The organism is Streptomyces sp. NPDC058086 (genome assembly GCF_042885015.1).
Lineage (GTDB): Bacteria > Actinomycetota > Actinomycetes > Streptomycetales > Streptomycetaceae > Streptomyces.
On record NZ_JBHVST010000002.1, the window covers coordinates 218,753 to 242,959 of the forward strand.

At 71.2% G+C, this 24,207-nt stretch carries 22 protein-coding genes; 15 read left to right on the forward strand and 7 right to left on the reverse strand.

Features of this window, described 5'->3' with window-relative positions; all coding sequences use genetic code 11:
* Positions 1 to 122 precede the first annotated feature (122 nt).
* From ACFVWD_RS02500 to ACFVWD_RS02530, 7 genes are all read left to right on the forward strand, one after another.
* The gene (locus ACFVWD_RS02500) at positions 123 to 980 is read left to right on the forward strand and encodes a TrmH family RNA methyltransferase (protein WP_389593462.1); all 858 of its coding nucleotides are present in this window, start codon (positions 123 to 125) and stop codon (positions 978 to 980) included.
* Positions 981 to 1,033: 53 nt separating this feature from the next.
* Complete coding sequence (locus ACFVWD_RS02505) at positions 1,034 to 2,212, forward strand: ATP-binding protein (RefSeq protein WP_389593463.1); 1,179 nt, start codon at positions 1,034 to 1,036, stop codon at positions 2,210 to 2,212.
* Between the two features lie 180 nt (positions 2,213 to 2,392).
* Positions 2,393 to 3,517, forward strand: a complete 1,125-nt coding sequence (gene pheS / locus ACFVWD_RS02510) for a phenylalanine--tRNA ligase subunit alpha (protein ID WP_095855645.1) — start codon at positions 2,393 to 2,395, stop codon at positions 3,515 to 3,517.
* Complete coding sequence (pheT, locus tag ACFVWD_RS02515) at positions 3,517 to 6,021, forward strand: phenylalanine--tRNA ligase subunit beta (protein WP_389593464.1); 2,505 nt, start codon at positions 3,517 to 3,519, stop codon at positions 6,019 to 6,021. The genes pheS and pheT overlap by 1 nt, the downstream gene beginning before the upstream one ends.
* A gap of 548 nt (positions 6,022 to 6,569) precedes the next feature.
* A complete protein-coding gene (locus ACFVWD_RS02520) occupies positions 6,570 to 7,526 on the forward strand; it encodes a PP2C family protein-serine/threonine phosphatase (RefSeq protein ID WP_389593548.1) in 957 nt (318 codons plus the stop codon).
* Between the two features lie 247 nt (positions 7,527 to 7,773).
* Positions 7,774 to 9,114 (forward strand): transcriptional regulator, encoded by a 1,341-nt coding sequence (locus tag ACFVWD_RS02525; protein WP_382175914.1) that lies wholly within the window; start codon positions 7,774 to 7,776, stop codon positions 9,112 to 9,114.
* A gap of 107 nt (positions 9,115 to 9,221) precedes the next feature.
* Positions 9,222 to 9,797, forward strand: a complete 576-nt coding sequence (locus tag ACFVWD_RS02530; protein ID WP_389593466.1) for an NUDIX hydrolase — start codon at positions 9,222 to 9,224, stop codon at positions 9,795 to 9,797.
* Positions 9,798 to 9,801: 4 nt separating this feature from the next.
* Here the strand turns inward: ACFVWD_RS02530 and ACFVWD_RS02535 are convergent, their stop codons facing one another.
* Both ACFVWD_RS02535 and ACFVWD_RS02540 read right to left on the reverse strand, forming a co-directional pair.
* A complete protein-coding gene (locus ACFVWD_RS02535) occupies positions 9,802 to 10,059 on the reverse strand; it encodes a hypothetical protein (protein ID WP_389593467.1) in 258 nt (85 codons plus the stop codon).
* A gap of 225 nt (positions 10,060 to 10,284) precedes the next feature.
* On the reverse strand, positions 10,285 to 11,157 hold the full coding sequence (locus tag ACFVWD_RS02540; RefSeq protein WP_389593468.1) for a 3-hydroxybutyryl-CoA dehydrogenase: 873 nt from the start codon (positions 11,155 to 11,157) through the stop codon (positions 10,285 to 10,287).
* Positions 11,158 to 11,404: 247 nt separating this feature from the next.
* Between ACFVWD_RS02540 and ACFVWD_RS02545 the strand changes: the two genes are divergently transcribed.
* Entirely contained in the window at positions 11,405 to 12,646 is a 1,242-nt protein-coding gene (locus ACFVWD_RS02545; protein ID WP_389593550.1) for a glycoside hydrolase family 10 protein, read from the forward strand.
* 40 nt (positions 12,647 to 12,686) lie between these two features.
* Here ACFVWD_RS02545 and ACFVWD_RS02550 read toward each other — a convergent pair whose 3' ends face one another.
* Positions 12,687 to 12,878, reverse strand: a complete 192-nt coding sequence (locus ACFVWD_RS02550; protein WP_054230651.1) for a DUF1918 domain-containing protein — start codon at positions 12,876 to 12,878, stop codon at positions 12,687 to 12,689.
* A 44-nt stretch (positions 12,879 to 12,922) separates the two neighbouring features.
* Positions 12,923 to 13,861, reverse strand: a complete 939-nt coding sequence (locus ACFVWD_RS02555) for a DMT family transporter (RefSeq protein ID WP_389593470.1) — start codon at positions 13,859 to 13,861, stop codon at positions 12,923 to 12,925.
* On the opposite strand from ACFVWD_RS02555, the gene ACFVWD_RS02560 reads away from it, so the two are divergent.
* From ACFVWD_RS02560 to ACFVWD_RS02585, 6 genes are all read left to right on the forward strand, one after another.
* Positions 13,860 to 15,296, forward strand: a complete 1,437-nt coding sequence (locus ACFVWD_RS02560) for a PLP-dependent aminotransferase family protein (protein ID WP_389593472.1) — start codon at positions 13,860 to 13,862, stop codon at positions 15,294 to 15,296. The genes ACFVWD_RS02555 and ACFVWD_RS02560 overlap by 2 nt on opposite strands.
* A gap of 64 nt (positions 15,297 to 15,360) precedes the next feature.
* Positions 15,361 to 15,927, forward strand: a complete 567-nt coding sequence (locus ACFVWD_RS02565) for a TetR/AcrR family transcriptional regulator (protein ID WP_168490122.1) — start codon at positions 15,361 to 15,363, stop codon at positions 15,925 to 15,927.
* A 100-nt stretch (positions 15,928 to 16,027) separates the two neighbouring features.
* Positions 16,028 to 17,485 (forward strand): MFS transporter, encoded by a 1,458-nt coding sequence (locus ACFVWD_RS02570; protein WP_389593473.1) that lies wholly within the window; start codon positions 16,028 to 16,030, stop codon positions 17,483 to 17,485.
* Positions 17,486 to 17,519: 34 nt separating this feature from the next.
* The gene (locus ACFVWD_RS02575) at positions 17,520 to 17,960 is read left to right on the forward strand and encodes an SRPBCC family protein (protein ID WP_389593475.1); all 441 of its coding nucleotides are present in this window, start codon (positions 17,520 to 17,522) and stop codon (positions 17,958 to 17,960) included.
* A 56-nt stretch (positions 17,961 to 18,016) separates the two neighbouring features.
* Positions 18,017 to 19,384: a carotenoid oxygenase family protein gene (locus tag ACFVWD_RS02580; protein ID WP_389593477.1), complete on the forward strand. Its 1,368-nt coding sequence runs from the start codon at positions 18,017 to 18,019 to the stop codon at positions 19,382 to 19,384.
* Between the two features lie 135 nt (positions 19,385 to 19,519).
* Positions 19,520 to 20,104: a histidine phosphatase family protein gene (locus ACFVWD_RS02585; RefSeq protein WP_389593478.1), complete on the forward strand. Its 585-nt coding sequence runs from the start codon at positions 19,520 to 19,522 to the stop codon at positions 20,102 to 20,104.
* Positions 20,105 to 20,113: 9 nt separating this feature from the next.
* On the opposite strand, the gene ACFVWD_RS02590 is transcribed toward ACFVWD_RS02585, so the two are convergent.
* Positions 20,114 to 20,620, reverse strand: a complete 507-nt coding sequence (locus tag ACFVWD_RS02590) for a DUF6314 family protein (protein ID WP_389593480.1) — start codon at positions 20,618 to 20,620, stop codon at positions 20,114 to 20,116.
* A gap of 153 nt (positions 20,621 to 20,773) precedes the next feature.
* Here ACFVWD_RS02590 and ACFVWD_RS02595 point away from each other — a divergent pair, with 153 nt between their 5' ends.
* Positions 20,774 to 23,251, forward strand: coding sequence for an alpha-L-arabinofuranosidase C-terminal domain-containing protein (locus ACFVWD_RS02595; protein WP_389593481.1), 2,478 nt, complete (start codon positions 20,774 to 20,776; stop codon positions 23,249 to 23,251).
* Here the strand turns inward: ACFVWD_RS02595 and ACFVWD_RS02600 are convergent.
* Together ACFVWD_RS02600 and ACFVWD_RS02605 are read right to left on the reverse strand one after the other, a co-directional pair.
* On the reverse strand, positions 23,238 to 23,681 hold the full coding sequence (locus ACFVWD_RS02600) for a carboxymuconolactone decarboxylase family protein (protein ID WP_389593483.1): 444 nt from the start codon (positions 23,679 to 23,681) through the stop codon (positions 23,238 to 23,240). The genes ACFVWD_RS02595 and ACFVWD_RS02600 overlap by 14 nt on opposite strands.
* Positions 23,678 to 24,091, reverse strand: coding sequence for a MerR family transcriptional regulator (locus tag ACFVWD_RS02605; RefSeq protein ID WP_101406173.1), 414 nt, complete (start codon positions 24,089 to 24,091; stop codon positions 23,678 to 23,680). Before ACFVWD_RS02605 ends, ACFVWD_RS02600 begins: the two co-directional genes overlap by 4 nt.
* Positions 24,092 to 24,207: the final 116 nt, after the last annotated feature.

A 24,207-nucleotide genomic window follows, 5' to 3' on the forward strand; every position in this document is an offset into this window, starting at 1 on the left:
CCGGACCCGGCCCCGGCCGCAGTCGGCATGGACACAAAGAACCCGCTCTCGTCGTCCTCCCCGAGGGGACCCGGCCCCGCCCCACCCCAAGCCGACCCTCCGCAACCCCCTGAGGTGACCTCATGCCCGCCGCCCCCGAGCTGATCTCCCCGCGCTCGCCGCGCGTAGCCGCCGCGCGGCGACTCGCCCGGCGGAACTTCCGGGGCAAGGAGCGGTTGTTCCTCGCCGAGGGACCGCAGGCCGTGCGCGAGGCGACGGCGCACCGCGTCGACGGGGCGGCCACGCTTGTCGAGCTGTTCACGACCGTCGAGGCCGCGGAGCGCTACGCCGACATCGTCGGGGACGCCCGGGCCGTCGGAGCACGGGTGCACCTCGCCGACGAGGAGGTGATCGCCGACATCTCGACCACCGTCACTCCGCAGGGCCTCGTCGGGATCTGCCGGTTCCTCGACACCCCGTTCGAGGAGATCCTCGCGGCCCGGCCCAGGCTCGTCGCCGTACTCGCGCACGTCCGCGACCCCGGGAACGCCGGCACGGTGCTGCGGTGCGCCGACGCCGCCGGCGCCGAGGCCGTCGTACTCACCGACGCGTCCGTCGACCTGTACAACCCCAAGGCCGTACGGGCCTCGGTCGGTTCCCTCTTTCACCTGCCGGTGGCCGTCGGGGTGCCCGTGGAGGCAGCCGTACGAGGCCTCAAGGACGCCGGCGTACGGATCCTCGCCGCCGACGGCGCGGGCGAGGACGACCTCGACGACGAGCTCGACAAGGGGACCATGGGCGGCCCCACCGCCTGGGTGTTCGGCAACGAGGCCTGGGGGCTCCCGGAGGAGACGCGCGCGCTGGCGGATGCCGTCGTGCGCGTACCGATCCACGGAAAGGCCGAGAGTCTGAACCTCGCGACGGCCGCCGCCGTATGTCTCTACGCGTCCGCCCGTGCACAGCGCGCCTCCGGAGGGTGCCGCTCCGTCACCGACAGCTAGTAGGGTGACGGGCTCGGGGGCCCACTGCGCCAGACGAGAGGTGGGATACGGGGATGGGTGTCGGCACGAGCGGTGCGAAGAGCGCACTGCGCGCACGGGACGTGCGCGACACACCCGCGCCCCCGCGCGCCGGTCTCGGGTCGGAACCGGGGGTCGAACTCGGTATCGACCCCGACGACCTCCCCGACGGACTCGTCATCGCCGACGAGAACGGCCGGGTCATCTGCTTCAACGCCGCCGCCGCCCGCATCACCGCCGTCCCCGCCGCCGCAGCCCTCGGACACCACCTGGAGTCGGCCCTTCCCTTGGAGGACCTCGAAGGCCGTCGCTGGTGGCAGTTGACCGACCCGTACGGCGGCCTCGCGATCCGCGTCGGACAGCCCGAGCGGAATCTGCTGCTCCCCGGAGGACGGGAGGTGCTCGTCTCCGCGCGATACGTACGCACCGCGCCCACCGGGCCCGTCCGCCGTGTCGTCGTCTCGCTGCGCGACACCGAGGCCCGCCGCCGTACCGAGCGCAGTCACGCCGAGCTGATCGCCACGGTCGCCCACGAGCTGCGCTCCCCGCTCACCTCGGTCAAAGGCTTCACCGCCACTCTCCTCGCCAAGTGGGAACGCTTCACCGACGACCAGAAGAAACTCATGCTGGAGACCGTCGACGCCGACGCCAACCGGGTCACCCGGCTCATCGCCGAGCTGCTCGACATCTCCCGCATCGACTCCGGCCGTCTGGAGGTGCGCCGCCAGCCCGTCGACATCGGGGCCGCCGTCGGCCGCCACATCCAGGCGTACGTCACCTCGGGCCAGCCCGCCGACCGCTTCCTGCTGCGCATCGAACAGCCCCTGCCGCCCCTGTGGGCCGACCCGGACAAGATTGACCAGGTGCTGAGCAACCTGCTCGAAAACGCGGTGCGGCACGGCGAGGGAACCGTCACTATTGACGTCACGCCCTCGGCGTCCCCGCGGGAGCGGGGGGATGATGAAAGCGCCGCGAACGCGGCCACGTCGGTCACCGTGAGCGACGAGGGCACCGGCATCCCGGAGGAGTCCATGAACCGCGTCTTCACCCGCTTCTGGCGGGGCAGCAAGCGCGGCGGCACGGGCCTCGGGCTGTATATCGTCAAGGGCATCGTCGAGGCCCACGGCGGCACCATCACGGTCGGCCGCGCCCCCGGCGGCGGTGCCGAGTTCCGATTTACGTTGCCCGTGGGCACCCCGGCGTACCTGCTGTAACGCCGAAGAGGCCCCACGGGCGCACATGTACCGGAGCCACCCCTCGGACTGCGCGTCCGAGGTCGGCTCCCACCCCGTTAGACTCGGCCTTTGGCACCTTTGCGTCCCCGTTTCAGGGACCATGCGTCCCCCGAGTCGGGACGGGGACCATCCGCCAGCCAACCGGAAGCACGGGAAGAGATGTCGGCACCGAATAAGTCGTACGACCCTGTAGAGGTCGAGGCCTTGAAACCGGAAGAGATCGAGCGCATGCGGGACGAGGCGCTCGCCGCCTTCGCCGCCGCCGGTGACCTCGACGCGCTCCAGGAGGCCAAGGTCGCCCACACCGGCGGCACCTCGCCGCTGGCCCTCGCCAACCGCGAGATCGGAGCCCTGCCCCCGCACGCCAAGGCCGCCGCGGGCAAGCTGGTCGGTCAGGCGCGAGGCGCGGTGAACAAGGCCCTCGGCGCCCGCCAGGCCGAGCTGGAGGCCGAGCGTGACGCCCGGGTGCTGGTCGAGGAGGCGGTGGACGTCACACTGCCGTACGACCGCGTACCGGCCGGCGCCCGCCACCCGCTGACCACCATGATGGAGCGCGTCGCCGACGTCTTCGTGTCCATGGGATACGAGATCGCCGAGGGCCCCGAGGTCGAGGCGGAGTGGTTCAACTTCGACGCCCTGAACTTCACGCCCGACCACCCGGCCCGGCAGATGCAGGACACCTTCTTCGTCGAGGGCCCGACGGGCGACCACGGCGAGTCCGGTGTCGTGCTGCGCACCCACACCTCGCCCGTGCAGGCCCGCGCCATGCTGGACCGCGAGCCGCCGGTCTACGTCGTCTGCCCCGGCCGGGTGTTCCGCACGGACGAGCTGGACGCCACGCACACCCCGGTCTTCCACCAGATCGAGCTCCTCGCCGTCGACGAGGGCCTGACCATGGCCGACCTCAAGGGCACCCTCGACCACATGGTCCAGTCGCTCTTCGGCGCCGACATGAAGACCCGGCTGCGCCCGAACTACTTCCCCTTCACCGAGCCGTCCGCCGAGATGGACATGCTCTGCTACGTCTGCAAGGGCGAGTCCGTCGGCAACCCCGACCGCCCCTGCCGGACCTGCTCCTCCGAGGGCTGGATCGAGCTCGGCGGCTGCGGCATGGTCAACCCGCGGGTGCTGGTCGCCTGCGGTGTGGACCCGGAGAAGTACAGCGGATTCGCCTTCGGGTTCGGCATCGAGCGGATGCTGATGTTCCGCCACAACGTCGAAGACATGCGAGACATGGTCGAGGGTGACGTCCGGTTCACCCGGCCGTTCGGGATGGAGATCTGATGCGGGTCCCGCTTTCTTGGCTGCGGGAGTACGTCGACCTGCCGGCGACGGAGACCGGCCGCGACGTCCAGGCCAAGCTCATTTCGGCAGGCCTCGAGGTCGAGACCGTCGAGCAGCTCGGCGCCGACCTCAAGGGTCCCCTGGTCGTCGGCCAGGTGCAGTCCATCGAGGAGCTGGAGGGCTTCAAGAAGCCCATCCGCTTCTGCCTCGTCGACGTCGGCACCGCCAACGGCACGGGTGAGCTCCAGGAGATCGTCTGCGGCGCCCGCAACTTCGCCGTCGGCGACAAGGTCGTCGTGGTCCTGCCCGGCGCCGTGCTGCCCGGCAACTTCGCGATCGCCGCACGCGAGACGTACGGCAAGACCTCGCACGGCATGATCTGCTCCGGCGACGAGCTGGGCATGGGCGACGACGGCAGCGGCGGCATCATCGTCCTGCCGCCGGAGGTCGAGGTCGGCACCGACGCGATCGAGCTGCTCCAGCTCGTCGACGAGGTCCTCGACATCGCCGTCACGCCCGACCGCGGCTACGCCCTGTCGATGCGCGGCGTGGCCCGCGAGGCCGCCATCGCCTACGGCCTGCCGCTGATGGACCCCGCGCTGCTCGACGTACCGGCCCCGAACGCGTTCGGCTACCCCGTGCGGGTCTCCGACCCGATGGGCTGCGACCGCTTCACCGCGCGGACCGTGACGGGCCTCGACCCCGAGACCCTCTCGCCGATCTGGCTGCGCCGCCGGCTCCAGAAGGCGGGCATGCGCCCGATCTCCCTCGCCGTCGACATCACCAACTACGTCATGCTGGAGCTCGGCCAGCCCCTGCACGCGTACGACCGCACCCGCGTCCAGGGCGCGATCGGTGTGCGCCGGGCCGAGCAGGGCGAGAAGCTCACCACCCTCGACGGCGTCACGCGCACGCTGGACGCCGAGGACCTGGTCATCACCGACGACCGCGGCGCCATCGGCCTCGCGGGCGTCATGGGCGGCGCGAACACGGAGATCGACGACACCGAGGGCACCACCACCGAGGTCGTCATCGAGGCCGCGCACTTCGAAGCGCTCTCGATCGCCCGCACCGCCCGCCGTCACAAGCTGGCCTCCGAGGCGTCCAAGCGCTTCGAGCGCGGCGTGGACCCGCAGGCCGCCTCCGCCGCCGCCCAGCGCACGGTCGACCTCCTCGTCCTCCTCGCCGGCGGCACCGCCGACGCCGGGGTCACCGAGGTCATTGCGCCCTCCGCGCCGCACAGCATCATCATCCCGGCGAACCACCCGGACAAGGTGGCCGGTGTCGACTACGGCCGTGAGACCGTCGTCCGCCGCCTCCAGCAGGTCGGCTGCGACGTCTACGGGCAGGACGAGCTGATCGTCACCGTGCCGTCCTGGCGGCCCGACCTGACGGACCCGAACGACCTGGCCGAAGAGGTCATCCGGCTCGAGGGCTACGAGAACCTGCCCTCGACCCTGCCGAAGCCCCCCGCGGGCCTGGGCCTGACCGGCCGGCAGCGGCTGCACCGCCGGTTCGGCCGCGCGCTGGCCGGCGCCGGATACGTCGAGGCACTGAACTACCCGTTCATCGGCGAGCACGTCTTCGACCAGCTCGGCCTGGCCGCCGACGACCCGAAGCGCAAGGTCGTCAAGCTGGTCAACCCGCTCTCCGACGAGGAGCCCGCGCTCCGTACGACGCTGCTGCCGGGGCTGCTCCACGCCCTGCGCCGCAACGACGGCCGCGGCAGCCACGACCTGGCGCTCTTCGAGACCGGCCTCGTCTTCCAGCCGCAGGACGAACTGCGCGTCGCGGGCCGTCTGCCCGTCGACCGACGTCCCACCGACGAGGAGATCGCGTCCCTCACGGCCGCGCTCCCCGTCCAGCCCCGGCACGCCGCCGTCGTCCTCGCGGGCGCCCGCGAGCAGGCCGGCTGGTGGGGCCAGGGCCGCCCGGCCGACTGGGCCGACGCGATCGAGGCCGCGCGCTCGCTCGCCCGCGAGGCGGGGACCGAACTCCTCGTCCGTTCCGGGCAGTACGGGCCGTGGCACCCGGGTCGCTGCGCCGAACTGGCCGTCGTCGTCGACGGCCAGGAGAAGGTCATCGGGTACGCCGGAGAGCTGCACCCCGGTGTCCTGAAGACCCTGGGTCTGCCCGTGCGCACCTGTGCGATGGAGCTCGACCTGGACGCGCTGGAGGAGGCGAGCGCGGGCCTCCCCAAGGGCCCGAAGATCTCCACCTTCCCGGTCGCCACCCAGGACGTGGCTCTGGTCGTCGACAAGACCGTCCCGCACGTGGACGTCGAGGCGGCGCTGCGCGAGGGCGCGGGTGAACTCCTGGAGTCCATCCGGCTGTTCGACGTCTACGAGAACAGTGAGCAGCTCGGCGAGGGCAAGAAGTCCCTGGCCTACGCGCTGCGGTTCCGTGCCGACGACCGCACGCTGACCGTCGACGAGGCCTCCGCGGCGCGTGACGTGGCCGTGGCGCTCGCCGCTGAGCGCACGGGGGCGGTGTTGCGGAGCTAGCTCCGTTGGCAGTGCCGGGGAACTGCGGGTTGTCCTTCGGCCGCGCGTATGTCGTGGCTGGGCGCGCAGTTCCCCGCGCCCCTTTGGCACGCGCTTCCCCTGGCCCACCTGCATAAATGCGGTTGTCCGAAGCTGTGTCACTCATTCGGGTGGCAAGTCGGGGCGATCTGGCCCGATCGGGGCATGCGGTCGACAGAATCGGACCGGCCTCTTGGAGGTCGTCTGCGCTGTCAGGGCCTATTGGGGGGCCAATCGGCATGATCCGTATCAAGGCTGGGGCTCCCCGCAGGGCGACGTCCCGGACGAATTCGCGGGGGCCGGCCCGGGTGGGCCTCCGGGCGCGGCACCGGGGGAGCGGTCTGCGGGCCGGGCTCGTCCGGGCGGTGCGCCGGGGCGGACCCCGAGTGCGACTGGCCCGGACGGTCCACGGCGGCGGGCCGCCGGACGGTCTCGACCGGACGGTGCGCCGGGCCGAGCGACGGACCCTGAGGCGGGTACTGAGCCTGGGGCTGCCCACCGCCTGGGGCGCGATCGCCATCACCTACAAAATGACCTGCCCGCTCGCCCAGCGGGACGGGCTGGAGGCGCGGATCGTCACCAGCGCCGTCTTCTTCGCCGTCGGCACCGGGCTGATCGTCCACGTCAGACGGGCGCTGCTGCGGGAGCTGAGGCAGATCCGCAAGGTCGCGGGCGCCGCCCAGAGCGTGCTGCTGCGACCGCTGCCTCCGCGCATCGACGGTCTCAACATCGCCGCGGCCCAGCTCTCCGCCGACCATGGCGCGAGCATCGGCGGTGACCTGTACGAGGTGATCGCCACCGAGCACGGCGTACGGGTCGTCATGGGCGACGTGCGCGGACACGGCCTCGGCGCCATCGCAACCGTCGCCGCCGTCCTCGGCAGCTTCCGCGAGGCCGTGCACGACGAACCCGAACTCGCCTGTGTGCTGCGGCGGCTGGAACGCGCCCTGGCCCGGCACCTGCGCGAGCGGGCGCGCGGCGAACACCCCTCGGCGGGCCCGGAAGCCGACAGCCCGGTCGCCGAGGAGTTCGTGACCGTACTGCTTCTGGAGATCCGCCGGGACGGCGAGGTGTACGCCCTCAACTGCGGTCACCCATCGCCGTACCGGCTCGGCACCGGCCGCGTGGAACCACTCACGGGAGCCGAACCGCTGCCCCCGCTCGGCCCGTTCCCGCTCCCCGCCGAACTGGCGGCCACCCGGTGCGGCCGGCTGCTCCCCGGTGAGGCCCTGTTCCTGCACACCGACGGAGTGGAGGACGCCCGCGACCAGCGAGGCTGCTTCTTCCCGCTGCCCGCCACGCTCGCCGAGGCCGTCCGTACCCAGCCCGTCTCCCCGCAGGCGGTGCTCAGGGCCGTCTTCACCCGCCTGCTGCGCCACACCGGTGGCAGACCGGCGGACGACGTGGCCGTACTGATCCTCCGCAACGACCGCAGCCGAGTCGTCCCGACGCAGCAGGGCTGCACCGTGGCCCGCCACATCGGGTAGGCACAGCTCTCTCGGTGACCCCGCTCAACCGGCGGAGCCGGGCCGCCGCACTGTACGAGGGGGAGCCGGCGGCCCGGCCGGCCTCTTGCGAGGCATTTCAGTCAACAGGCCGGGAACTCTGCGCGACAGCGTGCACACCGTACGGATACGGGCATTCGGTTCACACCCCGTGTGAAGGGGGACCCACAAGCGCGAGGGACGGATTACTCTGACCGCACTGTCGCCACCGAGCCATCCGGGGGCCCGAATGCAGCCCAACACTCTGCTCGACGCGATACTCGACGAGGCCGGCATCTCACACTCCGGACTCGCCGCGCATGTCAACCAGGCGGGGAGGGCACGCGGCCTCGCGCTCAGATACGAACACACGGCCGTGGCACGGTGGTTGAAGGGCCAGCGTCCGCGCGGTCAGGTGCCCGACCTGATCTGCGAAGTGCTCGCGGGGCGCCTGCACCGGCCCGTCACCCTCGACGACATCGGCCTCGGTGTGCCCGGCGAGCCGTCCGCCCCGCACGGCACCTCGCTCTCCGGTTTCGTGGAGCGCGCCACCGCCCTGTGGCGCTCGGACGAACAGCAGCGCCCGCATCTCCTCGGCGCCCCGGCCGTCACCGGAACGCCCGCCGTGATGCCCGTGTGGGAGTGGGAGAACCCGCCCGAGGACGTGGACGTCTCACGCGGCGGCCGCCACCACGTGAGCATGGCCGACATCGAGATGCTGCGCGCGGCCCGCGCCCACTACGAGCAGATGTACCGCAAGGCGGGCGGGGTGGCGACCCGCAGCCGGATCGTCGGCTTCCTCAACGCGGAGACCGCGCCCCTGCTGCGCGGCAGTTACCCCGACGCCACGGGCCGCCAACTCCACCGTGCGACGGGCGGCCTGGTCGCCATAGCGGGGATCTGCGCCTACGACTCCGACGCGCACGGGCTCGCCCAGCGCTACTTCCACCAGGCGCTGCGGCTGGCGAAGGCCAGCGGGGACCGGGGTCTTGGGGCGTACGTCATAGCCCTGCTGGTCAACCAGGCGCTGTTCATGCGCGAGCACCGGCAGGCCGTCGCCTTCGCGGAGGCCGCGCTGCGCGCCGCCGGGCGGCACATCACCCCGGCGCTCGCCTCGGACCTCTACGCCATGCAGGCGAAGGCGTACGCACACCTCGGCGACGGCAGCAGCGCGCTGTCCTGCATCCGGCGTGCCGAACAGGCCGCCGAGCGCATCCGGCGCGGTTACGAACCGGACGAGACCGGCTATGTCCAGCCCGGTCTGGTCAACGTACAGGTGGCGGAGGCACTGCTGAGCCTCGGTGACCTGGTGGCCGCCGCGGCGCACGCCGAGGCTGCGGTGGACACTCCGGCGCACGACCGGGGGCGCGTGCACCGTCTTGCGATGCTCAGTCAGATCGAGCTGCGGCAGGGGAATGCCGACAAGGCGGTGGCCACCGCCGTCCAAATGGCCGAGCAGGCCCGAGGAATGGAGTCCCAGCGGCTGCGCGACAGACTGCGCGCGGTACGCGAACACCTGGTGCGCAGCGGCTGTGCGGGCACGGCCGAGGCCGCCGAACTCATCGACGGGGCACTGCGCGTACCGCTGTAGACCACCGAGTCCCGCCGCCGCACCGTGCACTGTGCGCTGCTGTGCGCCTGCTGTCAGGACGCTCCTGCTGCGATATTGCCATCTACTCGGCGGAAGGTGGCAGAACCGTGCAGTGGACGAAACAGAACGAACAAACTGTGTACGCAAACCGCTGGTTCAGCGTCAATCTCGCAGATGTCGAGCTGCCGGACGGTCGGCACCTCGATCACTTCTTGATACGGCTGCGTCCCGTGGCCGTGGCCACGGTGGTGAACGAGGCCAATGAGGTGCTGCTCCTGTGGCGGCACCGCTTCATCACCGACAGCTGGGGCTGGGAACTCGCGGCGGGCGTCGTCGAGGACGGCGAGGACATCACCGTCGCGGCGGCCCGCGAACTCGAGGAGGAGACCGGCTGGCGACCGGGACCCCTGCGCCATCTGATGAGCGTCGAGCCCTCCAACGGGCTCACCGACGCCCGGCACCACATCTTCTGGGCCGACGAAGGCGCGTACATCGGACACCCCGTGGACGACTTCGAGTCCGACCGTCGGGAATGGGTTCCCCTCAAGCTCGTCCCCGACATGGTCGCCCGCGGAGAGGTCCCGGCCGCCAATATGGCTGCCGCGCTACTCCTCCTGCATCACCTCAGGCTCGGGCAGGACGCGTTACCCCGATCTACCCCCCCACGGCGTCCTGAACGCTAGGCGGCTAGCGCCCGAGAGCCTGCCAGACCGCCACGGCGAGTGCGCCCACGGCCGTGAGGGCCGCGATCGCGGGCAGTGGCCAGCGGGTGTGTTCCAGGGCGACGACCCGTGCGCTCAGGTCGTCGATCTCCTTGGCGGTCTGTTCGGCGCGGTGACTGAGCAGGGCATGCCCTCCCTCGACACGTGCGTATGCCACGTCGAGGCGACGGCGTAACTCTGCGAGTTCTCCATGGACCACGGGATGCTCCGGGTCGGCGGTCACGGGTCCGCTCCTTTCCGTAGTCGTCACATCCCTTGGATGCGCACGGAAAGTCAACTCGCCTGGTGGACACGTGGGGAGCGTGTGCGAGGGGCATATGCGAGCCCGGCGCGCACACGGCGTGTGAATGGCGCGGGCCCGGCACCGAAAGGGGTGCCGGGCCCGCGTACGCCTGAGTTTCACCGTACGTAATCAAGTGACAGTACGAAAGGGGGCGACCGTACGTGATCAGGCGTAGGTGTAGAAGCCCGAGCCGGACTTCCGGCCGAGCCGGCCCGCGTCGACCATGCGCTGGAGCAGCGGGGGAGCGGCGTACAGCGGCTCCTTGTACTCCTCGTACATCGAATAGGCGACCGAGGCCACCGTGTCCAGGCCGATCAGGTCGGAGAGCTTGAGCGGGCCCATCGGGTGGGCGCAGCCCAGCTCCATGCCGTTGTCGATGTCCTCGCGGCTGGCGATGCCCGACTCGAACATCCGGATCGCGGAGAGCAGATACGGGATCAGCAGCGCGTTGACGACGAACCCGGAGCGGTCCTGGGCGCGGATCGCGTGCTTGCCGAGGGCCTTCTCGGCGAACAGCTGAGCCCGGCCGAGGGTGCCCTCGGAGGTGGTCAGCGCCGGGATCAGCTCGACGAGCTGCTGCACCGGGGCCGGGTTGAAGAAGTGGATGCCGACGACCTGGTCGGGGCGCGAGGTGGCGACCGCGAGCCGGACCAGCGGGATCGAGGAGGTGTTGGAGGCGAGGATCGCGTCCTGCCGGGTCACCACCTGGTCGAGCACCTGGAAGATCTCGGTCTTCACCTGCTCGTTCTCGACGACCGCCTCGATCACCAGATCGCGGTCGGCGAACTCGCCGAGGTCCGTGGTGAAGCTGAGCCGCTCCTGGGTGGTGGTGAGCTCGTCCGCTGAGATCTTTCCGCGCTCGGCGGCCTTGGAGAGGGAGTTGAACAGCCGGGTACGGCCGATCTCCAGGGCTTCACCGGTGGTCTCGGCGACCTTGACGTCGAGACCCGCGCGGGCGCAGACCTCGGCGATGCCCGCTCCCATCTGGCCGCAGCCCACCACTCCGACGCGTGTGATGTCTCCCGCGGTGTCCGTCACATCGTCCCCTTCGCTGATCTACGGCTGTCGCAGGACCCCCGTTGTTCGGTGCCTGCTCCGATCGTGCACGTCCCGTGCACGTTACTCCGAAGTATCGATGATCGATCGCTCGGGTGGGGCATCCTGGCCGAGGAGACGTTCCGTGACCGGGCGGATCCAGAGTGTGAAGGAGCGGGGTGAAGTGGGGCGGACGGCGGGGACGGCGGGGACGAGGCGGGGGTCGCGGCGGGCGTTCACCGTGGCGGCGATGGCGACGCTGGCGGGTCTTGTCACGACGGGGGAGCCGGGTCTTGTCACGGCGGGGGACCCGGCCGACGTACCCCGTGCCGGAGCAACCCCCGGGCCCGGTCGCCGACGGACGGTCTCCGAGCTGCGGGGCATGTGGCTGTCGACCGTCACCAACCGCGACTGGCCCTCGCGGACCGGCCTGTCCGCCGCCCAGCAGCGCGCCGAACTCCTCACCCACCTCGACAGGGCGGTCGGCCACCGCCTGAACGCCGTGTTCTTCCAGGTCCGCCCCACAGCCGACGCGTTCTGGCCCTCGTCGTACGAGCCGTGGTCGCAGTACCTCACCGGCGTCCAGGGCAAAGACCCCGGCTGGGACCCGCTCGGCACCGCGGTGCGGGAGGCCCACGCGCGTGGCCTCGAACTGCACGCCTGGTTCAACCCGTACCGCATCGCGAACCACACCGACCCCGGCAGACTTGCGGCGACCCACCCGGCCCGCAAGCACCCCGACTGGGTCGTCCCCTATGGCGGCAGGCTCTACTACAACCCCGGGCTGCCCGAGGTCCGCGCCTTCGTCCAGGACGCGATGCTCGACGCGGTGCGGACGTACGCGATCGACGCCGTGCACTGGGACGACTACTTCTACCCGTACCCGGCCGAGGGACAGGTCTTCGACGACGACGCCACGTACCGGACGCACGGCGCGGGCTTTGCGAACCGGGCCGCCTGGCGGCGCGACAACATCGACAGGCTGGTGCGGGAGACGGCCACCCGCATTCCGCTGATCCGGCCCGGTACCCGCTTCGGGATCAGCCCGTTCGGGGTGTGGCGCAACAGCGCGACCGACCCGCGGGGCTCGGACACCCGGGCCGCCGTGCAGACGTACGACGATCTGCACGCCGACACCAGGAAATGGGTCCGCCAGCAGTGGATCGACTACGTCGTCCCACAGGTCTACTGGAACCTCGGCTTCGCCGCGGCCGACTACGCGAAGCTCGTGCCCTGGTGGGCGGCGGTCACACAGGGCACGGGCGTGGAGCTGTACATCGGGGAAGCGCTCTACAAGGCCGGTGACCCCGCCCAGCCCGCGGTCTGGCAGGACCCGGCCGAACTCTCCCGGCACCTCACCTTCGCGCGGGACCACACCCAAGTGCGCGGACACGCCTTCTTCTCCGCCAAGGAGGTCGACGTCGACCGCGTCGGAGCGATGGCGCGGGTCGTGACCGACCACTACCAGCGGCCGGCGCGACCCGCGCGCTGAATCTGCCGAATGTCCACAGCGGGTTCTTGTGACCGAATGTCTACAGCGGGTCCTTGTGACGGATTTCCGAGTCGGGGCCCGGTGAGCAGATCGCCTCGTGTCCGTCCGTGAAGCGCACGCGGTACGGGGGCGTGCCCTCCGTTCCTATTACTTCGGTGATCTCCGCGACCTTGTCGTGCTGTCCGACAACCCTGCCGTGCTGCACGAGCTTGTCGCCCACGTCTGCATGCATCTGAAGGGTCTCCTCGTCATCAGCGGGAGTAACGGTCCTGGGGCTCAGCCCCGCGCTCGCTGGGTGAGCGCGATGCAGATCAGCACGGCCGCCGCCGTCAGCGGTGCGGCCGGTGTGAGCTGCTCGCCGAGGAGCAGTACCGACCACACCAGTGTGAGCAGCGGCTGCGCTAGCTGCAACTGGCTGGCCTTCGGAATTCCGATCGCCGCCATCCCGCGGTACCAGACGACCAGGCCCAGGAACTGTGATCCGGCGGCCACCCACAGCAGCCCCGCCACACTGTGCGCCGACAGATGGACCGGCTCGTACGACAACGCCACCAGCGCGCCCGGTACCGACAGCGGCAGACACAGGACCAGCGCCCAGCCGATGACCTGCCACCCCGGCATGGTCCGGGCGAGCCTGCCGCCCTCGGTGTAGCCCGCGGCACAGATCAGCAGCGCCCCGAAGAGATAGGCGTCCGCGCTGCTCAGCGCCCCACCGCTCTGCTGCACGGTGAACGCGATCACCGCGGCCGCGCCCGCGAGGGCGGCGCCCCAGAACATCCGTGAGGGGCGCGCGCCGGTCCGCAGCGCCGACAGCAGCGCGGTCGTGAGCGGCAGCAGCCCGACGACCACGGCCGCGTGGGCGGTGGTGGACGTCTGCAGCGCGAGCGTCGTCAGCAGGGGGAAGCCGAGCACGACACCGGCGGCCACCACGGCGAGCCCCGCCCAGTGCCGGCGGGCCGGTACGGGCACGCGCAGCGCCAGCAGACAGCCGCCCGCGATGACGGCGGCGAGGACGCTGCGCACGGCCACCAGCGACCAGGGGCCAAAGCCCTCCAGGCCCCAGGCGGTGGCGGGGAAGGTGAGGGAGAAGGCGGTGACGCCGAGGGCGGCCTGAAGGGTGCCGGAACGGCGGTCCGCCGAGGGCTCCGGCTCGGGCGTCCCGGGCGCGCTGACCGCTATCCCGATCTGGTCGATAGCGCTACTCTGTGCTGTCATGCAAGAGCGTAGCAGTGTCGGAGATCTGGCGAATCGGCTGCGACGGGAGCTGAACCGCTACTCGCCCGGTGGAAAGCTGCCATCGAGCCGGGCGCTCGTCGAGCGGTTCCGGGTGAGCCCGGTGACGGTGTCGCGGGCACTGGCTCAGCTCGCCGCCGAGGGGCTGGTGGTGACCCGGCCGGGCGCCGGCGCGTTCCGTGCGCACCCGCGTACGTCCGCCGCACCCGCAGGGGACACCTCCTGGCAGGAGGTCACGCTGAGCGCGGACGCCGCGACGGAACTCGTCCCGCGCACGGTGGACGCCTCCGGGGTCCTCGCCTCGCTCGCCGCCCCGCCGCCCGGCGTCGTCGAGTTCAACGGCGGCTATCTGCACCCCTCGCTCCAGCCCGAGCGGGCCATGGGAGCGGCCCTGGCGAGGGCGGGCCGGCGTCCCGGCGCCTGGTCGCGGCCGCCGATGGAGGGGCTGACGGAGCTGCGCGAGTGGTTCGCGCGGGGGATCGGCGGTGCGATCACCGCCGCGGAGGTGCTCGTCACGGCGGGCGGCCAGTCCGCGCTGACCACCGCGCTCAAGGCACTCGCCCCGCCGGGGGCCCCGGTCCTGGTCGAGTCGCCCACGTACCCGGGCATGCTGGCGATCGCCCGCGCGGCGGGCCTGCGGCCGGTACCCGTACCGGTCGACGCGGACGGGGTGAAACCGGACCTGCTCGCCGACGCCTTCAGGGCGACCGGCGCCCGGGTGTTCGTCTGCCAGCCGCTGTTCCAGAACCCGACCGGCGCCGTACTCGCCCCCGAGCGGCGCGCCGAGGTGGTGCGGATCGCGCGCGAGGCGGGCGCGTTCGTCATCGAGGACGACTTCGTACGACGTCTCGTGCACGAGGACGCGGGGCCGCTGCCGCGTCCGCTGGCCGCGGAGGATCCGGACGGGGTCGTCGTGCACGTCTCCTCTCTGACCAAGGCGACCTCGCCGAGCTTCCGGGTTAGCGCGCTGGCCGCGCGCGGCCCGGTACTCGAACGACTGCGCGCCATCCAGGTCGTGGACACCTTCTTCGTGCCGCGTCCCCTTCAGGAGGCCGCGCTCGAACTCGTCGGCTCGCCCGCCTGGCCCCGTCATCTGCGGGCCGTGTCCGCCGAGTTGAGGAACCGCCGCGACACGATGACGACCGCGCTGCGGCTGACGCTCCCCGAACTCGCGCTGCCCCACATCCCCTCCGGCGGCTACCACCTGTGGCTCCGCCTGCCCGACGGCACCGACGAGTCCGCCCTGGTCTCCGCGGCCCTCCGCGAGGGCGTGGCCGTCGCCCCCGGCCGCCCCTACTTCAGCGCGGAGCCCCCTGCGGGGTACCTCCGGCTGAGTTTCGCGGCGGTCGGGGGGACGGGGGAGATCACGGAGGGGGTACGACGGCTGAGGGCGGCGTGCGACGGGGTGTTGAGGTGACCGGCTCGGGTTGAGCGGGTGCGGGTGCGTTGACACCCAAGAGTGTGAGTGGTTGAGTACTCACATGAAGAGCGAACGGCCCCGTCAGCTGTCCACCGCCGAGGAGCGCCGCGAGACGGTGCTGCGCACCGCCATCGGCGCCTTCGCGGCGCGTGGCTACTGGGGCACCACCACGACCGAGGTGGCGAAGGCGGCCGGCATCTCGCAGGCGTACGTCTACCGCCTGTTCCCGAACAAGGAGCTGCTCTTCACGGCGGTGGTCGAGCACTGCTTCGTGCTGGTCCGGGCCAGTCTGGAGCGGGCGGCGGCCGAGGCGAAGGGCAGCTCCGCCGAGGTGGTGCTGGAGGCCATGGGGGACGCCTACGCGCTGCTGATCAGCGACAACGACCTGATGCTGATTCAGCTGCACGCCCAGGCCGCGGCCGTCTCCGAGCCGGCTGTACGTGAGGCGGTCCGGCATGGCTACGCCCGGCTGGTGGAGTACGTCCGGGGCGCGTCCGGCGGCACCGAGGGGCAGGTCCAGGAGTTCTTCGCGCGCGGCATGCTGTGCCACCTCATCGTCTCCATGGTGGCCGACGAGGTGGACGCCCCCTGGATCCGAACGCTGTCCGCGGGCATCACGCACTACTGACGCCCGGCGCGGTCGCGCGGCCGGGCCTGTCGGCGGGGCACACGGCCCCGCCATTTTTTGGGCATCAAGTGTGAGTGGTTGACCACACAAGGAGAATGTCATGAGGATCACGGACACCACCCGCAGCCCCGGAGCGGCGCTCGCGGCTCTGGCGGGGGCGCAGTTCACCGTCGTGCTCGCCACCTCGATCGTGAATGTGGCCCTGCCGCAGATCCGCGCCGGCGTCGGGCTGTCGGACAGCGGCACGACCTGGGTGGTCAACGCCTACGGCCTGGCCTTCGGCGCGCTGCTGCTGGCCGGTGGAAGGGCGGCCGACCTGATCGGCCGGCGCCGGGTGCTGCTCGCGGGGCTCGCGGTGTTCGGGGCCGCCTCGCTGGCGGCCGGGCTGGCCGCCTCGTCCTCGGTCCTGATCGCGGCCCGTGCGGTGCAGGGCCTGGGCGCGGCGGCGACGGCCCCGGCGGCGCTGGCCCTGGTGATGGACCTGTTCCCGCCAGGACCCGGGCGGGGGAGGGCACTTGGCGTGTGGGGCGCGGTGTCCGGCGCGGGAGGCGCGGCCGGAGTCCTGCTCGGCGGGGTCCTCACCCAGGCGTGGGGCTGGCAGTGGATCTTCTACGCCGTCGCCGTCGGCGCGTGCCTCGTCCTGGTCGGCGCCGCCGTCAGTGTGCCGCGGACCCCGGTCCTGGACCGCGGCCGGTTCGATCTTCCCGGCACCGCCACCGTCACACTCGCGCTGACCGCCCTGGTGTGGGGCCTGACCACCGCCCGCCGCTCGGGCTGGACGGACACCGCCGTCCTCGGGGCCTTCGCCGTCACCGCCGTACTGGGGGCCGCGTTCGTCCTGGTCGAGCGCCGTCACCCGAATCCGCTGCTGCCGCCGCGCTTGTTCCGCGCCGGTCGCGTCACCGTCGGCAACGGGCTGATGGCGCTGCTGGGCTCGGTGTGGATCGCCCTGTTCTTCTTCCTGCCGCTCTACCAGCAGCAGGTCCTCGGCTCCAGCCCGCTGGTCACCGGCCTGGGGCAACTCCCGCTCGCCGCGGCCAACATGCTCGGCTCCACCCTCGCCCCGCGGATCTCCCGTCGGATCGGCGCCGCCGCGACGGTGACCGGCGCACTGCTGACCGAGGCCGCCGGACTGCTGTGGCTGTCCCGGATCAGCGCCGGCGGCAGCTATCCCGCCGACGTCCTCGGCCCCAGCATCCTCATCGGACTGGGCCTGAGCATCGCCTTCGTCCAGCTCACCGCCCTGTCCGTGGAGGGCGTCGCCCGGCAGGACGCCGGGCTGGCCGGCGGCCTGGTGAACACCTCCCGGCAGGTCGGCGGCGCGATCGGCCTCGCCGTCCTGGCCACCCTCGCCGGCACCACCACCGCTCACGCGGCCGCCCACCAGCCGCATCTGGAAGCGCTCACCGCCGGCTACCGCACCGCCTTCGGCATCTCCGCCGCCGTCCTGGCCGCGACCGCCGTCCTCGCCGCTCTCCTGACCCGACGAGGCCGGACCCCGGACGGGGAATCCCCGGCCACCGCGAACGCCGCCCCGTGCACCCTCCGTACCCGCTGACCCGTCGCCCGATCCACCGAGAGGAAGAAGCGCCATGTTCACCATCGACGAGACCGCCCCCGTCATCGTCCGCCTGTCCACCACGATCGACGCCCCGCTGGAGCGTGTCTGGGCCCTGCACACCGACATCGACGCCTGGCCGAGCTGGAACGCGGACGTCGACCAGGCCGAGCTCGACGGCCCGCTGCTGCCCGGCAACTCCTTCGACTGGAAGACCCACGGCCTGGACATCACCTCCACCGTCCGAGAGATCGTCCCCGGCGAGCGCCTGGTCTGGGGCGGCCCGGCGGGCGGCATCGAGGGCGTCCACGTGTGGACCTTCGAACAGACCGGCGGTCAGGTCACCGTCCACACCGAGGAGTCCTGGAGCGGCGCCCCCGTCGACGCCGCGGCCACGGAACTCGGACAGGCCCTGCACGAGTCCCTGACCAGCTGGCTCGCCGCCCTCAAGGCCCGCGCCGAGCAGACCGGCTGACACCACCTCAATCCTGCCCAGCCATCACCACCGCCCCGAGAAGCGAGGTTCCTGCCATGACCAGCACCGACAAGCCCTACCTGATCGGCCACTACGCCCCGGCCGTCGACGAGATCACCGCCACCGAGCTGACCGTCGAGGGCTCCCTGCCGCCGGAGCTGACCGGCCGGCTGATCCGTAACAGCCACAACCCCAAGCCCGGCGTCACCCCCACCCACTGGTTCAAGGGCAGCGGCATGGTCCACGGCATCCGCCTCCGCGAAGGCCGCGCCGAGTGGTACCGCAACCGCTGGGTGCGCACGCCCGCTCTGGACGGCGCCCCCTACATGACCGAGCACGGCCCGGACCTGACCGCCAGCACCGCCGGCACCCACGTCATCGAGCACGCCGGACGCCTCCTCGCCCTGTGCGAGGCGAACTTCCCCTACGAGCTCACCCGGGACCTCGACACGGTCGGCGCCCACGACTTCGACGGCACGCTGCGCGGTGCGATGACCGCCCACCCGAAGACCGACCCGGTCACCGGCGAGCTGCACTTCTTCGGCTCCTCGCCGTTCCCGCCCCATCTGATGTACTACGTCGCCGACGCCAAGGGACACATCACCCACAGCGCCGAGATCCCGGGCGCCACCGCCTCCCTCAAACACGACTTCGCCATCACCCGCCACCACGTGGTCTTCGTCGAGGGCACCGTCACCTTCGACCCCACCGAGCACTCCGGCATCCCCTACGGCTGGAACGACGCGCAGCCGGCGCGGATCGGCGTCATGCCCCGCGGCCCGCAGGGCGCGGCGAAGATCCGCTGGTTCTCCGTCGAACCGGGCAACATGCTGCACGCCGCCAACGCCTACGAGGACGCCCAGGGCCGCATCGTTCTGGAGGGCCCGGCCGTGGACCGGGAAGGCTTCCAGCTCTCCTGGAACTGGTGGGTCGGCGCTCCCGGCCGCGGCGCCGAACCCAACACCCGCTCCTACAACCGCCGATGGGTCATCGACCTGGCCGCCGGCAGCGTGGACGAGCAGATCACCGACGACCTCGCCGTCGAATTCCCCACCCTCAACGAGGAGTTCCTCGGCGCCGAGCACCGCTATCAGTACGCGGTCTCCTTCCCCGACCAGGACGGCCAGGGCGGCTACGGCATCGTCAAGTACGACCGCACCACCGGCGCCCGCCGACTCCACCGGGCCGGGGACGCGCGCCTGCCCAGCGAGGCCGTGTTCGTCCCCGCCGCCGGCGCCATCCGCGAGGACGACGGCTACCTGCTCACCGTCGTCTCCGACCTCAAGCAGGACGCCTCACAGCTCCTGGTCCTGGACGCCTCGGGCCTCGACCGGATCGCCACCGTCCACCTCCCGCGCCGGGTCACCGGCGGCATCCACGGCTCCTGGATCCCCGACACCGACCTCGACGCCTCCGACAGCTGACCGCTCCCGTGGCCCCCGGGGGGATCCCCCCGGGGCCCGGCCCCAGTCCGCTTCGGCAAGCACACTCCGCCAAGCCTGCGTATACCTTGCGTTACACCTCTTGACCTGCGGAGTCCCGCGCTCCACGATCTCCGCATGCATCTTCGGGTCACTTTCGTCGCCGCCGCCCGCAGTTCCTCGCTGCTGGCCGAACGCTTCGAGGACGACCGGCCGCTGGACCAGGCCGGCTGGGACGAGGTGCTGCGCGCCGCCCCCGAACTGGTGCCACTGGCGGCGGCCGAGCTGCGCTACTGCTCACCGACCCCGCGCAGCCGCGCCACCGGCGACGCCCTCGGGTACGCGCCGCTGGCGCAGCCCGCGCTGCGCGACTGCGACATGGGCCGCTGGCGCGGTTTCACGCTGGGTGAGGCGATGGCCCGCGAGCCGTCGGCGGTCGACGCCTGGCTCGCCGATCCGCGCTCCGTCCCGCACGGCGGCGAGTCCCTGACCTCCTTCATCTCCCGCGTCGGCGGCTGGCTCGACACCCGCCCGGCGGACGACGGCAGCCAGATCGTCGCGGTGGCCGAACCCTCGGTGGTGCGGGCCGCGCTCGTCTACGCGCTCAAGGCCCAGCCGTCGGCGTACTGGAACATCGACGTCCGCCCCCTGTCGACCATCACCCTCACCGGCATCAACGGCCGCTGGAACCTACGCCTGGAAGGCGTGCCGCAGCGCGCCTAGGTCCTGTCGTCACATTCCCGTCGTCCGCTCGCGGGGCAGACGGGAATGTGACGACAGGGCCTGGGGCAGCCGTGTGTAGTCGGTCGTGAGGGCCAGGTCCTTGGCGGGGCCGCCCACCCGCCACACCGTGCGCCAGTGGTCCTCGTCCCGCACCGTGAACTCGCCCCGGTAGAGGTCCGCCGCGCACGGGTGGTCGGCGACGTACCGGCCGGTGCTCAGGTCCAGGTCGTGGAAGGGGCGACCGTCGGAGAACTGGACGAGGGCCGCCGCCGGGCTCGGCCCCGGCAGGAACCGCAGCGTCCGTTCGGCGGGCCGGGACGTGCCCTGCCACACGAACGTGCCGGATTCCTGGTGCAGAAGTCCGTGCGGAGATCCCGGTTCCTCCAGCGGGCCGAAAACCGTCGTCCCGGTGAACCGTCCCTCCGCACCGCTCGCGAGATCCCGCACCGAGCGCTCCACCCGCCAGCTCCCGTCCAGGTGGGCGAGCACGTCCGTCACTGGCCAGAACTCGCCCATACCGTCCCGCTCTCCGTCCCACGCGATGCCGCGCGACCCATTGACGCGCTCTGACCCCCTCCCTATCTTGCCGTTCGAAGTACTGATCATTGTCCGAAATTTCGAACACTCAACACTTCGAACAACTCAACACCACAGAGCCGCGGAGTATCCATGTCACGCACCCGCACCCGTTGGAGACTCGGACTCACGGCCACCACCCTCCTGGTGGCCTCAGCCGTCGTTCCCGGGCCCGCCCACGCCGCCGCCGACGTCAACGACTACGCGATCACCGTCGACCCGAAGGCCTCGGGCGCGAAGATCGACGACACCATGTACGGCGTCTTCTTCGAGGACATCAACCGCGCCGCGGACGGCGGACTGTACGCGGAACTCGTACAGAACCGGTCGTTCGAGTACAACACCGCCGACAACAGGTCCTATACGCCGCTCACCTCCTGGGCCACCACCGGCACCGCGACGACCGTGGACGACGACGGTCGCCTCAACGCCCGCAACCGCACCTACCTCGCCCTGGGCGCCGGATCGTCCGTCACCAACTCCGGTTACAACACCGGGATCAGGGTCGAGAGCGGCAAGACGTACGACTTCTCGGTCTGGGCCCGCGCCGACGCGAGGACGCCGCTCACCGTGACGCTGCACGACGCCGACGGCGCGCTCGCCGAGGCCCGGCAGGTCACCGCGCGCGGCGGCTGGGCCAAGTACCGGGCCAGGTTCACCGCCACCCGCGACAGCACCACCGGGCGCCTCACCGTCGGCGCCGACGCTCCCGTCGCGCTCGACATGATCTCGTTGATCCCCCGGGACACGTACAAGGGCCACGGCCTGCGCGAGGACCTCGCCGAGAAGATCGCCGCCCTGCACCCCGGCTTCGTGCGCTTCCCCGGCGGCTGCCTGGTCAACACCGGCAGCATGCAGGGCTACGACGAGGCCTCGGGCTATCAGCGTCAGCGCTCGTACCAGTGGAAGGACACCATCGGACCGGTCGAGCAGCGCGCCACCAACTCCAACTTCTGGGGATACAACCAGAGTTACGGGCTCGGCTACTACGAGTACTTCCAGTTCGCCGAGGACATAGGCGCGATGCCGCTGCCCGTGGTGCCCGCGCTCGTCACCGGCTGCGGCCAGAACAAGGCCACCGACGACGACGCGCTCCTCGAGCGCCACATCCAGGACACCCTCGATCTCATCGAGTTCGCCAACGGGCCGGTGACCAGCGAGTGGGGCAGGAAGCGGGCGGCGATGGGCCACCCCAAGCCCTTCCACCTCACCCACCTGGAGGTGGGCAACGAGGAGAACCTTCCCACCGAGTTCTTCGCCCGCTTCAAGCGGTTCCGCGCCGCCATCCAGGCCAAGTACCCGAACATCAAGGTGATCTCGAACGCCGGACCCGACGACTCGGGCACCACCTTCGACACGGCCTGGAAGCTCAACAAGGACGCGAACGTCGACATGGTCGACGAGCACTACTACAACAGCACCCAGTGGTTCCTGCAGAACAACGACCGCTATGACTCCTACGACAGGAACGGCCCCAAGGTCTTCCTCGGCGAGTACGCCTCCGGTGGCAACACCTTCAAGAACGCCCTCGCCGAGGCCGCGTACATGACCGGCCTGGAGCGCAACGCCGACGTCGTCAAGCTCGCCTCGTACGCCCCGCTGCTCGCCAACGAGGACTACGTGCAGTGGCGCCCCGACATGATCTGGTTCAACAACCACGCCTCGTGGGGCTCGGCCGACTACGAGGTGCAGAAGCTGTTCATGAACAACGTCGGCGACCGGGTGGTGCCGTCGACGGCCACCACCACGCCCTCGCTGAGCGCGCCCATCTCCGGCGCCGTCGGCCTGTCGACCTGGGCGACCACGGCGGCGTACGACGATGTGTTGGTGACCGGCGCCGACGGCACCACGCTGCTCAGCGACGACTTCAGCGGTGACGCCTCCCGGTGGACCCACACGGGCGGCGGGAGCTGGAGCCTCCAGGACGGGCAGTACGTGCAGACCGACGTGGGCGCCGAGAACACCATGGTGTCGGCGGGCGACCCGGCCTGGCACGACTACGACCTGCACGTGAAGGCCACCAAGAAGTCCGGCAAGGAGGGCTTCCTCGTCGCCTTCGGCGTCAAGGACACCGGCAACTACTACTGGTGGAACCTCGGCGGCTGGAACAACACCACGACCGCGGTCGAACAGGCCGTGGACGGCGGCAAGTCGACCCTGATCTCCAAGCCCGGCACGATCGAGACGGGCAAGGCGTACGACGTGGACGTCAAGGTCCGCGGCCGGCAGGTGACCCTCTACCTGGACGGCCAGGAGTGGGGGAGCTTCAAGGACGACAAGCCCGCGGAGCCGTTCCGTCAGGTCGTCACGCGGGACGCGAGGACCGGCGACCTGATCGTCAAGGTCGTCAACGCGCAGGCGGCGGACGCCCGTACCGCGATCGACCTGGGCGGGGCGAAGGTGGGCCGCAAGGCCGCCGTCACCACCCTCCAGGCCGCGCCGGAGGCGGTGAACTCGCAGACGGTGACCGCGGTCGCCCCCGTGAAGTCCACCTTCGACGGCGTCACCGACAAGTTCACCTACACCTTCCCGGCGAACTCCGTGACCTTCCTGCGGATCAGACAGCGGTAACCGGAGACGTGGGCTGCTGTCCGGCGGGCAGCAGCCCACGCTCGGCGAAGACCTTCTTCGCGACCAGGCTCGCGTTCATCGCCTTCGGTATGCCGCAGTAGACGGCCGAGTGCAGCAGCGACTCCACGATCTCGTCCGGGGAAAGGCCCACGTTCAGCGCCGCGTTGACGTGCACCTCCAACTGCGTCTCACAGCCGCCGAGCGCGGTGAGCATGCCGAGCGTCACCAACTGGCGGTCGCGCGGGGCGAGTCCGGGCCGGTCGTAGATGTCACCGAAGGCCCAGGAGACGATCTGGTGGCCGAGTTCGGGATTGATGTCGCCGAGCGCGTCGACGACGCGCTCTCCGGCCTCGCCGTCGACGCGCTTGAGGACCTCAAGGCCGTGCTCGAAGCGCTCTTGGCGAGTGGTGGCGGTGTTCGTGAGCGTCATGAGAGTGCGTCCGATCCCGGCTGGTCGAGCAGCCGTTCGTAGTGGTCGATCTTGTCGTCGAGGGAGGCCGCGTTGCGGCGCAGCGCCCGGATGCGGTCCGCGAGGTCGGCGCGGTGCTCCCGGAGCATCGCGAGCCGGTCGGGAACCGTGACGTCGCCACGCGCCCGCAACTCGGCGAACCGCTGCATGTCCGCGATCGACATGCCCGTCTCACGCAGCCGGATGAGGAACTCCAGCCAGGCCAGGTCGGCCGCCTCGTAGCGCCGCTGGTTCCCGGTGGTCCGGCCGACCCGTTGGATCAGGCCGGCCTTCTCGTAGTACCGCAGCGTGTCGTGCGAGAGTCCGGTGCGCTCGACGACCTGGGCGATCGTGAGCGTCGGCTCCTGCGGGAGGGGCTGTTCGCTGGTCATGGAGAAACCGTAGAACCTGGAGTGTGCTCCAGGTCAAGCTTCATCTGCCGGGTAGTCCTGGAGACGGGTAGTCCTGGAGCGGGGCCGACGGCGTTTCGGCCCGGCTCGGGAGCGGG